Raw genomic sequence first — 13,906 nt, 5'->3', positions numbered from 1 at the left:
AGAGAAATCTAAGACTTCCGTCAAAAGACTGAAATATCCTTTAATGGATTTTTTTCATTGAATGAAAGCTAGTATTTTGATAACCTAGTATTGTAATCAACATTAAATTAGTTCCAGGGAGGAAATTTACAATGGCTTATGAATTACCACAATTAACTTATGCTTATGACGCATTAGCACCACATATCGATGCAACAACAATGGAGATTCACCACTCTAAACACCACAATACGTATGTAACAAATTTAAACGCTGCAATCGCAGGTACTGAATTCGAAGGCAAAGACATCAACGAGTTAATCGCTGCTATCGACGCTTTACCAGCTGACAAACAAACAGCTGTACGCAACAATGGTGGCGGTCACGCTAACCACTCATTATTCTGGGAAGTAATCGCTCCAGGCGGTTCTAACACTCCAGTTGGCGAAGTAGCAGCAGCTATCGAAGCTAAATTCGGTTCTTTCGAAGCTTTCAAAGAAGCTTTCGCTGCAGCGGCAACTACTCGCTTCGGTTCAGGTTGGGCTTGGTTAATCATTGACGGTGACGGCGTAGCAATTACTTCAACTCCAAACCAAGACTCTCCTGTTATGGAAGGCAAAACGCCTATCCTAGGCTTAGATGTTTGGGAGCACGCATACTACTTAAACTACCAAAACCGTCGTCCAGACTATATCGGCGCTTTCTGGAACGTAGTGAACTGGGACGTAGTAGAAGCTAAATTCCAAGACGCAAAATAATTTAAATATAAATAAAGCGGTGCTACAGTGGGACAACCACTTAGCACCGCTTTTTAGTTTAGTTGAAATCCAAGGACGGCTGCACTAATTCCAATAATAAATGACAGTGCAACATAAACTAATGCCACAGTTCTTTTTTTATCGTGCCACAGCTTTACAATCTCATAACAAAAAGTCGAAAATGTTGTAAAGGCGCCTAAAAATCCAATTGCACATAATAAGACAACGGATTCCAACGGGTTTAAGCTAAAGCAAATCCCTAATAAAAATGACCCGACAACATTGATGAACAATGTTCCCACAGGAAAGGTGCTGCTCGTGCAATTTGTTATCCAGCCACCTACTAGGAAACGAGCAATCGCACCGAAGAAGCCTCCAATCGCTACATATATCATACCTGCTCACCTTTTCCGCACCAAAAGCCGAAAAAGCTAAGAGCAATGCCACCAATTAAAGATATCCCTACATAACAAACAGCGGTAAAATATGCTTCGTTCTCAATAAGTATAAACGTTTCGAAGCTAAAGGTTGAAAATGTTGTAAAGGCTCCTAAAAAGCCTGTTGTCATGGCGAGTTTTAAGTGTGCATTTTTCACAAGAGAAGATTTTGTTACTATTAAGGCAAGTAAGAAGCTGCCAAGTAGATTGACGATTAATGTAGCAATCGGAAATCCGCCGTTAAATGGTATAACTTCGCTCACAACATAACGTAGCATTGCTCCGAGTGCGCCGCCAATCCCGACGGCGAAAATATTCAAATGACTCACCCCAATCCATAATAATAAATACTATTTTCCGCTAACTTTATAAAAAATGAAACCTTTATTAATAATTGCCGTCTAAAAAGTGAAGTTCATAGCAGATGAGTCTTTTTTCAAAGCCTACAGAGTGCTATACTAAAAGGTATTGATTTAATTATATGAAACAATTAGTTTTTGTAAGAAAGGGGAGTTTCGAATGCGAAAAGTATCACCACAAAATCGTGCATCTAATGTAAAATCGAAGCAACGATCAAGTTTAACATTTCGAATGAATGTCCTTTTCTTCACTATTTTTGTGCTATTTTCATTGTTAATTTTCCGTTTAGGTTATTTACAAATTGTTAAAGGTGAAGATTATGTACGTGCACTTGAGCGAACTGAAGAGGTTCGTGTGAATACGAGTGTGCCGCGAGGACGAATTTTTGACAGATATGGTCGTGTACTAGTAGATAATCAACCAGAAAATGCGATTACATATACGAAAATGCAAGCGACGAAAACGGAAGACATGCTAATAATTGCAGAGCAGCTAGCACAGTTAATTGATCAACCAACAAAACGAGTGACACATCGTGATAAGCTCGATTTCTGGATTATGAAAAATAAAGAAGCTGCTTACGATAAAGTAACAGAAGATGAAATGAAAGAATTTCGTGCAACAGATGAGGAAATGGAAGAAAGCACGGTCAATGCAGAGCTGGATCGCCGAGTGCGTGAGCGCATTACAGAAGAAGAGCTGGCGCAGTTAACAGATTTTGATATTGAAGTACTAGCAATCTATCGTGAGATGACATCCGGTTATAATTTATCTCCACAAATAATAAAAAGTGAGAATGTAACGGATGAGGAATTTGCCCGTGTATCCGAACGCCTAGCTGATTTAGCAGGGGTTAACACGACGACCGATTGGAAGCGTGTACGTTTATCACCACTCGCGATTTTAGGTCGTACTACCGTGCCGAGTAAAGGGGTACCGAAGGCAAAGCTAAACTATTATTTAGCGCGAGACTATTCACGTAATGATCGCGTCGGCGAAAGTTATTTTGAAGCGCAGTATGAGGAAATTTTACAAGGTGAAAAATCCGTTGTTAAAAACTTAACAAATAAACAAGGTCAAGTTGTTGAGACGCTCACAACTTATGACGGGGAGCCAGGCAAAGACTTAGTTTCCACTATTGATATTGAGCTGCAAAAAGAAGCAGAGCGAATAGTCGAGGAGAAACTGCTTGAACTAAAATCAATGGGGAGTTCAAGTCTACTAGACCGTGCTTTTTATGTCATGATGAATCCAAATACTGGTGAATTATTATCTGTAGTTGGTAAGAAGATTGAATATGATGAGGAGACCGGCAAGCGTTATATTGTAGATTATTCTTACGGAACATTTACGACTGCTTATGAAGCTGGATCTACAGTTAAGGCAGCAACCTTATTAACAGGCTACTCAGCAGGGGCAATTACTCCAGGTCAATCATTTGTCGATGAGCCCGTTAAACTTGCGGGTACAGTGCCAAAAAGTTCTATTTTTAACCGTTCTGGCCGTATTCAATTGAATGATTTAACAGCACTAGAACGATCATCTAACGTCTATATGTTTAAAACTGCGATGGCGATTGCAGGCCAAACGTATTACTATAATATGCCATTTAAAATTAAGGACGATACATTACAAATTATGCGTAATGGTTACGCACAATTTGGTTTAGGGGTGCCAACCGGAATCGATTTACCTGGTGAAGCTACCGGATACCAGGGGATTCTTGATAATAATGGTAAAATCCTCAATTTAGCAATTGGACAGTTTGATACGTATTCAACGATGCAGTTAGCACAATATATTTCTACAATTGCAAACGGTGGTTACCGCATTCAGCCCCGTATGCTGAAAGAAATTCGTAACCCTTCTACAGACGGGGAAACAATAGGTTCACTCGTACAAGAGGTGACACCAACGATTTTAAATCGTATTTCAAATTCAACAGAGGAAATTGACCATGTGAAAGAAGGGCTTCGCCGTGTTTACTTTGGTTCACAAGGTTCTGCAGGTTCTGCATTTAGAAATGCACCATATACCGGAGCTGGTAAAACGGGTACTGCCCAAGTAGTTTACTACGGACCACAGAAGGATAAATACGGTACAAATACTTTAAACCTCGTACACGTAGGATTTGCACCATTTGAAAATCCAGAAGTAGCGTACGCGGTAATGATTCCATGGGCAACAACGAACTTTGAACAGTATAGATCGCAAGCGAACCATATTGCACGTGAAATTCTGGACGTTTATTTCGATTTACAAAAGAAATATGCTGATGAAGGTGTGTCAACAAGTTCAGTACAACAAACGATGATTTCTCCTACGACAGAGAAAAAACTGAATGAGGACGAAGCTGTAGAAACAATTAATGAATAATTGATCTAAAATCCCGTAGTGTTGGCTACGGGATTTTTTTTAGAGAAAGGAATTTTTTAGAATGAGAAAAAAATTATTTCACGGGGTTATTTTCTTAGGTGCAATTAGCAATGCGCTTGCCTTGTCCATGACGGATGCCTCAAGCGTGATCATTATTTCAACGACGATATTGTATGTGGTACTGTTTGAGCTCGTTATTTTGTTTCTGGAGCCGAGGCTAGTGCTAGCGGTGCGGAAACGTAATGTAAAGAAGTATCCATTTATGAGAGATTTACTAGAGGCAAAGCGTGCAACGATTAAGTTGGAAAATGGTGAAACGCTTTATAATGCGGCATTTACTAGGTACATACATAGTAAAGATGCGAAAACAATCGTGCTGGATGTGACAACACCTAAAACGAAAAAGCAGGCGGCAATCGTGACAAGTCATCAAGTGATGCTTGCTAACATTTTAGAAGTAAAGAAAGTTCAATAGCTTACAAGACGATGCAGGGGTTCTCCTTGCATCGTTTTTTGTTCTTGTTAAGAAAATAAAAAATTTTCGCCATGTGGACAACTTTTAAAAAAAGTAAATGCAACGTCTAGGCTAAAGCGCCAGCCCCTCGAGGTCGCTTCGATCCCTCGGGCGAAGGCAAAGGGAGCGCCTTCACTTCGGACTCGCAAGCAACTTGTCGGGCTAAGCAGGCGCTTTAGCGCTTTTGTTCTTTACAATTTTGAACAATGGTTTACAGACCCTTTACAATTGGTTTATATGTTCTCAACAAACTATCTCTATAGTAGGGAATGTAAGAAAACTTAATTCGAATTTGACGGAGGAATAACAATGAAAAAGTGGCAGTACTTATCTATGACAGCAGTACTAGGATCGGCATTATTTTTAGGTGCATGTGGTAACTCAGATGACGAAGCAACAACATCAACTGACAACAACGAACAAGCTGAAGCTGGCACAGCGCAATTAACTGGTGATGTAGTCGGCGATGGTTCATCAACAGTAGCGCCAATTACAGAAGCATTAGTTGAAGAATATGCAGCTGTACAAAAGGATGTTCGAGTATCTGTTGGCGTATCTGGTACAGGTGGCGGCTTTGAAAAATTCATTAACGGCGAAACAGACTTCTCAAATGCATCTCGTCCAATTAAAGATGACGAGAAAGCGCAACTAGAAGCAGCTGGCATTGACTATACAGAATTTGAACTTGCATACGACGGTTTATCAGTAGTCGTTCACCCAGAAAATACATGGGCAAAAAACTTAACTGTAGACCAATTAAAACAAATTTGGGTTGAAAATGGTACAACAAAAAAATGGTCTGATATTGATCCATCTTGGCCAGCCGAAGAAATCGTATTCTACTCACCAGGCGCTGACTCAGGTACTTTTGATTACTTTGATGAAGTAATTTTAGACGGAGAAGACTTAGTAAAAACTGCAACATTATCAGAAGATGATAACGTATTAGTACAAGGGGTTACGGCAGATGTAAATGCAATTGCGTTCTTCGGTTATGCATACTACCTTGAAAATGCAGACAAATTGCAAGTTGTTACTGTAGATGGTGTAGAACCTACAAACGAAACAATTGAATCAGGTGAATATTCACCACTATCACGTCCACTATTCGTTTATGTGAAAAACACAGCACTTGCTGAAAATGAAGCAGTATATGACTTTATTAAATTTTCACTAGAAAATAGCGGCGATATGGCAGAAGCAGTAGGGTATGTTAGCTTACCAGAAGAAAAGTACTCAGCCGGTTTAACAACATTAGAAGGCTTAAAATAATCAAGGGAAATAAGTGTGGGATAGAGTTGTCCCACACATTTTCTTAGCGGATAGGAAAGTAGAATTTTAGGATATCCGCATAAGAAAAGAAATCATATCGTCCTATTTCGGGGCGATATGTGTCTTTCTAATAGATATAGAAAGGAGTTTTCATAATGACTTCTAAAATACAACCACAACAAACCATTCAAGAGATGATAACGAAGTCTCGTAATCGCAAAGGAAAGAAAGTAGTTGAAAAGCTTATACCGCTAGGGTTGTTTTTAGCGGCAGCGATTTCGGTACTAACGACTTTTGGGATTGTGTTTACACTTATTTTTGAAACGTTTGAATTTTTCCAACGTGTCTCATTAACAGATTATTTATTCGGTACAGAATGGTTACCTTTCTCCGGGAACGAACCGTTATACGGCATTTTACCACTCATTATAGGAACATTTAAAGTTACGTTTATTGCTATTATAGTTTCCGTTCCATTTGGGCTTGGTGCCGCTGTGTACTTAAGTGAATATGCGTCAGAAAAAGTACGTCGAACAGTAAAGCCTATTCTTGAAGTTTTAGCTGGTGTACCGACGATTGTTTATGGATTCTTTGCTTTAACATTCGTTACGCCACTGCTTCAACAAATTGTTCCTGGTTTAAAAATATTTAATGCGCTCAGCCCTGGGATTGTTGTCGGGATTATGATTTTACCTATGATCGCGTCGATGTCTGAGGACGCAATGGGCTCGGTACCAAGATCCATTCGTGAAGGCGCGCTTGCATTAGGAGCTACAAAATTGGAAGTCTCTATTAAAGTAGTACTACCAGCCGCTTTATCAGGCATTATCGCATCCGTCGTATTAGCAATTTCCCGGGCAATTGGTGAAACGATGATCGTATCGCTTGCTGGTGGGTCAACACCTCGCTTTGAATTCGGAGTTACGGACTCCATTCAAACGATGACAGCGTATATTGTTCAAGTAACAACAGGTGATGCTGGTTATGGTACAACAATTTACTACTCAATTTATGCAGTTGGATTTACCTTATTTATGTTTACATTAGCGATGAACTTACTCGCGCAATATATTTCAAAACGCTTCCGAGAGGAGTACTAGCATGAGATATTTACAAGATGATTTAGTAATGAAGCGTATGCAAAAACGACTTGTGTTCAATAAAATATGGAAGGCGATTTTTATTGCCGCAACGAGTTTTGCACTCATTTCATTAGCCATTTTGCTATACCGTATTTTTTCACAGGGTATAGGATATTTAAATTTGGACTTCCTCACAAATTTCGCATCACGCATACCTCAAAATGCCGGGATTAAAGCGGCACTTATCGGATCACTTTGGCTAATGGTAGTAGTTGCGCCAGTATCCATTATATTAGGTGTGAGCACAGCGATTTATTTAGAGGAATATGCGAAAAAGAATAAAATTAATGATTTTATTCGTATGAATATTTCAAACTTAGCTGGTGTACCTTCAATTGTATTCGGGTTACTCGGGTTAACAATTTTCGTACGTATGCTTGGTATGGGGAAAAGTGTTCTGGCAGCTGGTTTAACGATGAGTTTACTGATTTTACCGGTTATTATCGTGGCAGCGCAGGAGGCCATTCGCGCAGTACCGAAAGAGCAACGTGAAGCATCTTACGGCATGGGGGCAACAAAGTGGCAAACCATCGTACGTGTCGTGCTACCTGCAGCGATTCCAGGAATATTAACTGGGAGTATTTTAGCGTTATCCCGGGCAATTGGTGAAACTGCACCGCTAGTCGTGATCGGGATTCCGGTTATCCTACAGTTTTTACCAGAGAGTTTCATGAGCTCATTTACAGCATTACCAATGCAAATCTTTGACTGGGCAAAACGTCCACAAGAAGCATTCCAATATGTTGCATCAGCTGGCATTATCATCTTGATGGTTGTGCTCGTATTTATGAACTCGATTGCAATTTTCATTCGAAATAAATTCCAAAAACGTTATTAAAGGGGTGGCATCATGGTTCAAATCGCGCAGCCAATTAAACAGACTTCAGAGGCTACTATATTAACGCAGCTTACAGAAAAGACAACTGTGTTTGAAACGAAAAACTTTGATCTTTGGTACGGGGAGCACCACGCACTAAAGGACATTAATTTAGATATTAAAGAAAACGAAGTAACGGCAATTATCGGTCCTTCTGGCTGTGGTAAATCAACGTATATTAAAGCATTAAATCGAATGGTCGAGCTTGTGCCGATCGTTCGTACAAACGGAAAAATCAATTACCGCAATCGCAATATTTTTGGTAGCGGCTATGAAGTAGAAGAGCTTCGTACTAAGGTAGGGATGGTGTTCCAAAAACCAAACCCATTCCCAAAATCAATATACGATAATATTGCATATGGACCACGTATTCACGGTATTAAAAACAAAAAAGTACTAGATGAAATCGTTGAAAAATCACTGCGTGGTGCAGCAATTTGGGATGAAGTAAAGGACCGCTTAAACCAAAATGCATATGGCTTATCAGGTGGACAGCAACAACGTATTTGTATTGCACGCTGCCTTGCAATTGAACCAGATGTTATTTTAATGGATGAGCCAACTTCAGCACTTGACCCAATCTCAACATTGAAGGTAGAAGAGCTTGTACAAGAATTAAAAGAATCCTACTCAATTGTCATTGTGACACATAATATGCAGCAGGCAGCTCGTATTTCAGATAAAACAGCATTCTTCCTTAATGGAGAAGTCATTGAGTTTGACCATACGGATACAATTTTCTCTACACCTACGGATCAACGTACGGAAGATTATATTTCAGGAAGATTCGGATAAGGGGGATGAAAATGGTACGCGAGCGATTTGAACATGATTTAATGAGTGTCCAGCAGAATTTAATGGAGCTATGTGATAAAAGTATTTATGCACTCGAGCTAGCTTTTAAGGCATTCATGGAAAAAGATATAGATTTAGCGCTAGAGGTCATTGAAACGGATCTCTACATTAACCGTTTAGAAGAGTCGATTAATGACCGAGTAATTTTACTGATTGCCAAGCAGCAACCTGTGGCAACAGACTTGCGCCGTCTAATGGTCGTCATTAAAGCGGCAGCAGATATGGAGCGGGTTGGGGACTATGCGGTAAATATTGCAAAGGAAACGATTCGTATTGGGCGCGAGCCGTTTATTACAAGTGTCGAGCCAATTGAAGATATGTGTATAAAAACAACTTCCATGCTACGCCAAATTGTCGAGGCCTTTATCGAGGAAAATACCGTGAAGGCAAAGGAAATTGCTGATTTAGATGATCAGGTAGACGCACTTTACGGCAGTACGGTTAGTAACCTTATGCAACTAACTGTTACACACGGAAATGTTGCACAAATTACGTATTTATCATTTATTTGTCGCTATATTGAGCGCTGTGCCGATCACGCAACGAATATAGCCGAGCATCTTTTTTATTTAGTAAAGGGCCAGCATTATGAGTTGAATAACTAAATAAAATGTTGATGACCATGTGAGCGGGTGCTTATATGGTTTTTTTTATTGATCTATGTTAACAGTACCAAGAAAATTAGCAACTACTATTGTAGATAACTGGAAGATGTATTAAGGTTTACATAATAGAGAAATGAAAGTGAGGAGGAAAACATATGACATTGACTATTGGTTGTTTACACGCCCATTCTTTAAATATTCCTTATATCGAACAAGCGTTTAAAGATATTGATGTGACACTTTCTCATGTTGTGGATACGGAGCTTATTCAATTATTAAGAACAAATGTAGCTAACGAGCAATTATCGAAGCAAGTAATCCAACAATTACATGAAATCGAGTGCACTGGGGTTGAGTTCATCTTAGTGACGTGCACAAATTATATTACGCTACTAGAAGATCAGGTGCTCAATTTAAAGGTGCCTGTATTAAAAATAGATACACCGTTTTTTGAACAGGTGAGCCAGTCAACAAAGCCGATTAAACTTCTGTTTACAAATCAAGCGACAGTTAAAGACACTATGAAGAGATTTGCTTCGTACAATTCACTGGATTCAGAACAAGAAATCGAAGTAGTTGTCATTCCGGAAACCTTTGACCTGTTTTTAGCAGGCAAATCGATTGAGCATGATCAAAGGATTATTGAATATCTTGTAGGACAGGATTTATATGGGTATACGGTAGCCGTAGCGCAATTGTCGATGTCGGGTGCCGCGAAAATGTACAGCAACATCACGGGTGAAGAAGTAATAAATCTTTTAGATACTTTAAGAGAATACCTTGTAGAAAAGTTGAATTTGCAAATAGTAAAGTGACGCTAAAAAGGCAGGACCCTGAAAAAGTCTATAAAGTAGTTTAGTCAGTTCTTGAACGAGTCATCGTTCAAGAACTGGCTTTTTTCTTCGATGTCGTTGATTTCCGTTGCGGCGAACGCTTTTCTGGGGGCGAGCCTTGAGCCGCTTCCGGGGAATAAAGGAACAAAGGCTAAGTACGCCACGTCCTGTGGCAACGCCTTTGTGACCAACATCGTGTTGTCCTCAGTCCAGGGTCTCAAGCTGCTCGCTAATCCCCTAGAAGTCGTCGCCTCCACTCCAATCAACTGGTAACGGCTAAGAATCAATTTATCATTCTCTCATCTAAAAAGAGTGATTTTATTGTCTACTAAAAGGAACGAATTACAGGTGGTGCTCCCGATGATTTCAAATCATGTAACCTTTAACCTAAGTCCATACATGGCGATTTACGATATGGTTGTGCCACAACGATATTCGCTGTGAATCTGAAAGGAATATTGAAGCTACTAACTGAAAAAGATTCGTCATAATAAAAAAGTAAGTTTTTCAATGCCCACTATCCTAGCGCAGTTCGTTTTTTAGTTTTACATTGCCCTATCATTCTTAAATGATTTCGGCTATTTACAATGCTAAAATTGTGCAATAAGCTACGACAAACGAAGGCACGCACACAACAATTGGCATTAACTTTATAGACGTTTAGCAATTCCGTTTTGCCGAACTACTCGAACAAGTATTATGGCAGGAAAATATTCATGTAAGTATGGTGCGCCTACCTGATTATTCCGTTTCCACACAAGGTACACATTATAACATTTGGGCAAACGAGTCTAAAAAGGCTATACAAATCATCCCAAATGATGCACGTTACGCAAAAGTACTTGCTGCTCTAGCACAAAAGCTCGGCGCTATTCTAGATGAAGCGCAGTGAATTGCCAAAAACCGGCTAATAGCAGTACAATATAGGAAGAAAAACGCAACCGCGTCAAAAGAAATGAGGTCTCACCATGTTAAAAACAATCGTATTCGACCAATTAAAGCAAGCGATGAAAAATAAAGATGCACTCGCTAAAGGTGTATTAACACTTATTAAGTCTGCGCTTGACCAAGCGGAAAAGGAAAAAGGTGAAGTTCTATCAACAGAAGAAGAAATCGCCATCATTAACCGTGAAATTAAACAAACGAACCAATCCTTAGAAGGCGCACAAAAAGCAGCACGCCAAGATTTAATCGAAAAAGAACAAACGAAACTAACGCTGTTAAAAACTTTCCTTCCTGAACAGCTGTCAGAAGAAGAAATTATTATTGCACTAAAAGAAGCAGGAATCGCACCGGGTATGAATATGGGCGACGCAATGAAAATTGCAAAACCATTACTAGCAGGTAAAGCAGATGGTTCTACCATTTCGAAAGCGGTAAAAGCTGTTATTGCATAAAAATTGAATTATGTGTTAGAAGTCACTCTAAATGTGGAGTGACTTTTTTAGTGCATAAAACAGTATAAATTACCCCCCACATAAGTAAGGGCATCACCTCGCTCCAATTTTGGGGGAAGTGTGCCTTTCTAAATACACTAATATTAGTGCAAAATTGTTGACTGGTATTTCTAGGCATGTTATTATTATCTCGAATTAAAGATGTTTTGGTTCGAGATAAAAAGCGGTGATGAAAATTTTTTACCTTAATATCTCGGTTTCGAGATTATTTAAATTAAACTATTTACTCGCAAAGAGGAGAATGGAAATGAGCTTTTTCAAAAAATTATTTGGCACACAACAAGAGGAGGAAAAAGAAATGACAAAATTAAATATTGGTATTATTTTAGGTTCCACACGTGAAGGACGTGTAAGCCCGCAAGTTGGCGCTTGGGTAAAAGAATTAGCGGACAAACGCGGCGACGCAAACTATACAATTATCGACATCGCGGATTACAAATTACCGCTTTTAGGTGAAGCTGGCGGCGACGTGTCAGGCGCAGCAGCATGGTCAAAAGCAATAGCTGAACAAGACGGATTTGTATTCATCGTTCAAGAATACAATCACTCAATTACTGGTGCACTTAAAAATGCATTAGACTACTTACGCGAGGAATGGAACAACAAAGCAGCAGGTATCGTATCTTACGGTTCAGTAGGCGGCGCTCGTGCAGCAGAGCATTTACGCGGGATTATGGGCGAGTTATTAATCGCTGACGTTCGTGTACATCCAGCATTATCATTATTTACTGACTTTGAAAACGGTACAGACTTCAAACCAGCCGCAGTTCAAGCGGATTCAGTTAACCAAATGTTAGATCAAGTAATCCCTTGGTCAAAAGCATTATTCACAATTCGTTAATTGTAAATGAAACAAAAGCAATCTGTGTAGGTGTGTATTCACTTGCACAGGTTGCCCTTTATAAAAAATGGGCCAATAAATTAATCGATTTGAAGTATTTGCCGAGTTTTTATAAATGAACTTATTTGGAAGGGAAGATGACGTATGGAATTTACAAAACTAATTGATAAGCGTCGTTCTGCTAGTAACTTTTTAAAAGAAGTGAAAATAACAGAAGCCGATCTTAAACCGATTTTTGATGATATTAAAATGACACCATCAGCATTTAATCTACAGCATACAGAATATATTGTTGTGCTTGAGGAAGGCATGAAAGAAAAAATCCGAGAGGCGGCTTACGGTCAATATAAAGTTCATTCTGCTTCAGGCGTTATTATAGTCACGGCAGACCGCTATGCGTATATGCAAACAGAGCGCTTAAATAAGGGCATGCTTGATTTAGCTATTTTGAATGCGACAGAGCTTGAGCAAATGGTACAGGAAAACACGCAGTTTTATGAAAGTCGCGGGGAGCAGTTTATGAAGGAAGATGCGATTCGTAATGCATCGCTATCTTCGATGATGTTTATGCTCGCAGCTAAAAATCGAGGGTTAGATACGTGCCCAATGATTGGCTTTGACCAGGAGCAAGTTCGAGAACTATTAAATATCCCAGCAACGTATGAAGTAGTTTTGATGATTGCGATTGGGAAAGAAAAAGAGAGTAGCAAAAGTTTACGCGGCTACCGTAAGCCTGTTAATGAATTTGTGAAATTTATATAAGTTTTGGAGGAGAGAGTAATGACAAAACATACAACAGGTATTCACCACATTACAGCAATTGTTGAGCATCCACAGAAAAATAATAATTTTTAGTGGATAAGAACGTATACCTTTCCCATCCGCATAAGTAAGGACATCAACTCGCCCTATTTTGGGCGAGTTGTGTCTTTCGAATGCAGGGATACTTGGTCTACGTTTAGTAAAATAAGGCGTTAATTTCGATGATTCTGGCAAATATCAGCACTTAAAAATGTCGCTCATTTGGATTCAAGTATACTCACTAGATTAACTATGAAGAAAGCCACTCTGAACGCAGAGTGGCTTTCTTCTATTTCGTATAGGTAGAAATTTGCGCCAGTTACACTTCGAAAAGTTTACTTAAGTTCGCCATTTCAATTGCAGATATAGCACTATCATAGCCTTTGTTTCCGGCTTTTGTACCAGCGCGTTCGATTGCTTGCTCGATATTTTCCGTAGTAACAATGCCGAAGATTGCTGGGATGCCAGTTTGTAGAGCGATTTGAGCAATACCTTTTGCCGCTTCGTTACATACATAGTCATAATGTGTTGTAGCACCACGAATGACTGTTCCTAGACCAATTACTGCATCATATTGTTTTGTTAAGATCATTTTCTTCATTAAGAAGGGAACTTCAAAAGCACCTGGTACCCATGCGATATCGATATTATTTTCTTCAACACCGTGTCGTTTTAATCCGTCAAGTGCACCATCTAGTAGTTTTGCGTTAATAAAATCATTAAAACGTCCTACAACAATCCCTATTTTTAGTTCTGTGCCAATTAGTTGTGCTTCAAATACTTGTCCCATTTTTATCTT

Annotated in this window: 16 protein-coding genes and 1 pseudogene; 14 read left to right on the top strand and 3 right to left on the bottom strand. The window is 39.3% G+C overall.

Going from position 1 to position 13,906, the window contains the following annotated elements; all coding sequences use genetic code 11:
* The first annotated feature begins 131 nt into the window (after positions 1-131).
* Entirely contained in the window at positions 132-737 is a 606-nt protein-coding gene (locus MHH87_RS11065) for a superoxide dismutase (RefSeq protein WP_340749364.1), read from the top strand.
* Positions 738-790: 53 nt separating this feature from the next.
* On the opposite strand, the gene crcB (MHH87_RS11060) is transcribed toward MHH87_RS11065, so the two are convergent.
* Both crcB (MHH87_RS11060) and crcB (MHH87_RS11055) read right to left on the bottom strand, forming a co-directional pair.
* Positions 791-1,132 (bottom strand): fluoride efflux transporter CrcB, encoded by a 342-nt coding sequence (crcB, locus tag MHH87_RS11060; protein WP_340749363.1) that lies wholly within the window; start codon positions 1,130-1,132, stop codon positions 791-793.
* Complete coding sequence (crcB, locus tag MHH87_RS11055; RefSeq protein ID WP_340749362.1) at positions 1,129-1,494, bottom strand: fluoride efflux transporter CrcB; 366 nt, start codon at positions 1,492-1,494, stop codon at positions 1,129-1,131. Before crcB (MHH87_RS11055) ends, crcB (MHH87_RS11060) begins: the two co-directional genes overlap by 4 nt.
* 199 nt (positions 1,495-1,693) lie before the next feature.
* On the opposite strand from crcB (MHH87_RS11055), the gene MHH87_RS11050 reads away from it, so the two are divergent.
* From MHH87_RS11050 to MHH87_RS10990, 13 genes and pseudogenes are all read left to right on the top strand, one after another.
* Positions 1,694-3,910 carry a peptidoglycan D,D-transpeptidase FtsI family protein gene (locus tag MHH87_RS11050; RefSeq protein ID WP_340749361.1) on the top strand — a complete coding sequence of 739 codons (2,217 nt, stop codon included), beginning with the start codon at positions 1,694-1,696 and terminating at the stop codon, positions 3,908-3,910.
* Between the two features lie 61 nt (positions 3,911-3,971).
* Positions 3,972-4,385: a response regulator gene (locus MHH87_RS11045; protein ID WP_340749360.1), complete on the top strand. Its 414-nt coding sequence runs from the start codon at positions 3,972-3,974 to the stop codon at positions 4,383-4,385.
* A 348-nt stretch (positions 4,386-4,733) separates the two neighbouring features.
* Positions 4,734-5,696, top strand: a complete 963-nt coding sequence (locus tag MHH87_RS11040; RefSeq protein WP_340749359.1) for a PstS family phosphate ABC transporter substrate-binding protein — start codon at positions 4,734-4,736, stop codon at positions 5,694-5,696.
* Positions 5,697-5,851: 155 nt separating this feature from the next.
* Positions 5,852-6,796 (top strand): phosphate ABC transporter permease subunit PstC, encoded by a 945-nt coding sequence (gene pstC, locus MHH87_RS11035; RefSeq protein ID WP_340749358.1) that lies wholly within the window; start codon positions 5,852-5,854, stop codon positions 6,794-6,796.
* A gap of 1 nt (position 6,797) precedes the next feature.
* Positions 6,798-7,676 carry a phosphate ABC transporter permease PstA gene (gene pstA, locus MHH87_RS11030; protein WP_340749357.1) on the top strand — a complete coding sequence of 293 codons (879 nt, stop codon included), beginning with the start codon at positions 6,798-6,800 and terminating at the stop codon, positions 7,674-7,676.
* 12 nt (positions 7,677-7,688) lie between these two features.
* Complete coding sequence (gene pstB, locus MHH87_RS11025) at positions 7,689-8,510, top strand: phosphate ABC transporter ATP-binding protein PstB (protein WP_340749356.1); 822 nt, start codon at positions 7,689-7,691, stop codon at positions 8,508-8,510.
* Between the two features lie 11 nt (positions 8,511-8,521).
* Positions 8,522-9,175, top strand: a complete 654-nt coding sequence (gene phoU / locus MHH87_RS11020) for a phosphate signaling complex protein PhoU (RefSeq protein ID WP_340749355.1) — start codon at positions 8,522-8,524, stop codon at positions 9,173-9,175.
* A gap of 155 nt (positions 9,176-9,330) precedes the next feature.
* Entirely contained in the window at positions 9,331-9,990 is a 660-nt protein-coding gene (locus tag MHH87_RS11015; protein ID WP_340749354.1) for a hypothetical protein, read from the top strand.
* A 742-nt stretch (positions 9,991-10,732) separates the two neighbouring features.
* Positions 10,733-10,900, top strand: coding sequence for a hypothetical protein (locus MHH87_RS11010; protein ID WP_340749353.1), 168 nt, complete (start codon positions 10,733-10,735; stop codon positions 10,898-10,900).
* 76 nt (positions 10,901-10,976) lie between these two features.
* The gene (locus MHH87_RS11005) at positions 10,977-11,405 is read left to right on the top strand and encodes a GatB/YqeY domain-containing protein (RefSeq protein ID WP_340749352.1); all 429 of its coding nucleotides are present in this window, start codon (positions 10,977-10,979) and stop codon (positions 11,403-11,405) included.
* Positions 11,406-11,712: 307 nt separating this feature from the next.
* Positions 11,713-12,306 carry an NADPH-dependent FMN reductase gene (locus MHH87_RS11000; RefSeq protein ID WP_340749351.1) on the top strand — a complete coding sequence of 198 codons (594 nt, stop codon included), beginning with the start codon at positions 11,713-11,715 and terminating at the stop codon, positions 12,304-12,306.
* Positions 12,307-12,450: 144 nt separating this feature from the next.
* Entirely contained in the window at positions 12,451-13,068 is a 618-nt protein-coding gene (locus tag MHH87_RS10995) for a nitroreductase family protein (RefSeq protein WP_340749350.1), read from the top strand.
* A gap of 18 nt (positions 13,069-13,086) precedes the next feature.
* A pseudogene (locus MHH87_RS10990) lies at positions 13,087-13,273 on the top strand (hypothetical protein); the annotation flags it as partial.
* A gap of 153 nt (positions 13,274-13,426) precedes the next feature.
* On the opposite strand, the gene ribH reads toward MHH87_RS10990, so the two are convergent.
* Complete coding sequence (ribH, locus tag MHH87_RS10985; protein ID WP_340749349.1) at positions 13,427-13,897, bottom strand: 6,7-dimethyl-8-ribityllumazine synthase; 471 nt, start codon at positions 13,895-13,897, stop codon at positions 13,427-13,429.
* Positions 13,898-13,906 lie beyond the last annotated feature (9 nt).

The sequence above is a fragment of the Solibacillus sp. FSL H8-0538 genome, from assembly GCF_038003525.1.
Taxonomy (GTDB): Bacteria; Bacillota; Bacilli; order Bacillales_A; family Planococcaceae; genus JBBOPI01.
This window is presented reverse-complemented; position numbering and strand designations above follow the sequence as displayed.

What these genes read in the sequence shown, in the direction of transcription:
- MHH87_RS11050 (WP_340749361.1), top strand. Translation starts at nt 1,694, where the DNA reads ATGCGAAAAGTATCACCACAAAATCGTGCATCTAATGTAAAATCGAAG.
- MHH87_RS11045 (WP_340749360.1), top strand. Translation starts at nt 3,972, where the DNA reads ATGAGAAAAAAATTATTTCACGGGGTTATTTTCTTAGGTGCAATTAGC.
- ribH (WP_340749349.1), bottom strand. Translation starts at nt 13,897, where the DNA reads ATGGGACAAGTATTTGAAGCACAACTAATTGGCACAGAACTAAAAATA.
- MHH87_RS11000 (WP_340749351.1), top strand. Translation starts at nt 11,713, where the DNA reads ATGAGCTTTTTCAAAAAATTATTTGGCACACAACAAGAGGAGGAAAAA.
- phoU (WP_340749355.1), top strand. Translation starts at nt 8,522, where the DNA reads ATGGTACGCGAGCGATTTGAACATGATTTAATGAGTGTCCAGCAGAAT.
- crcB (WP_340749363.1), bottom strand. Translation starts at nt 1,132, where the DNA reads ATGATATATGTAGCGATTGGAGGCTTCTTCGGTGCGATTGCTCGTTTC.
- pstC (WP_340749358.1), top strand. Translation starts at nt 5,852, where the DNA reads ATGACTTCTAAAATACAACCACAACAAACCATTCAAGAGATGATAACG.
- MHH87_RS10995 (WP_340749350.1), top strand. Translation starts at nt 12,451, where the DNA reads ATGGAATTTACAAAACTAATTGATAAGCGTCGTTCTGCTAGTAACTTT.
- MHH87_RS11040 (WP_340749359.1), top strand. Translation starts at nt 4,734, where the DNA reads ATGAAAAAGTGGCAGTACTTATCTATGACAGCAGTACTAGGATCGGCA.
- pstB (WP_340749356.1), top strand. Translation starts at nt 7,689, where the DNA reads ATGGTTCAAATCGCGCAGCCAATTAAACAGACTTCAGAGGCTACTATA.
- MHH87_RS11065 (WP_340749364.1), top strand. Translation starts at nt 132, where the DNA reads ATGGCTTATGAATTACCACAATTAACTTATGCTTATGACGCATTAGCA.
- MHH87_RS11005 (WP_340749352.1), top strand. Translation starts at nt 10,977, where the DNA reads ATGTTAAAAACAATCGTATTCGACCAATTAAAGCAAGCGATGAAAAAT.
- MHH87_RS11015 (WP_340749354.1), top strand. Translation starts at nt 9,331, where the DNA reads ATGACATTGACTATTGGTTGTTTACACGCCCATTCTTTAAATATTCCT.
- pstA (WP_340749357.1), top strand. Translation starts at nt 6,798, where the DNA reads ATGAGATATTTACAAGATGATTTAGTAATGAAGCGTATGCAAAAACGA.
- MHH87_RS11010 (WP_340749353.1), top strand. Translation starts at nt 10,733, where the DNA reads ATGGTGCGCCTACCTGATTATTCCGTTTCCACACAAGGTACACATTAT.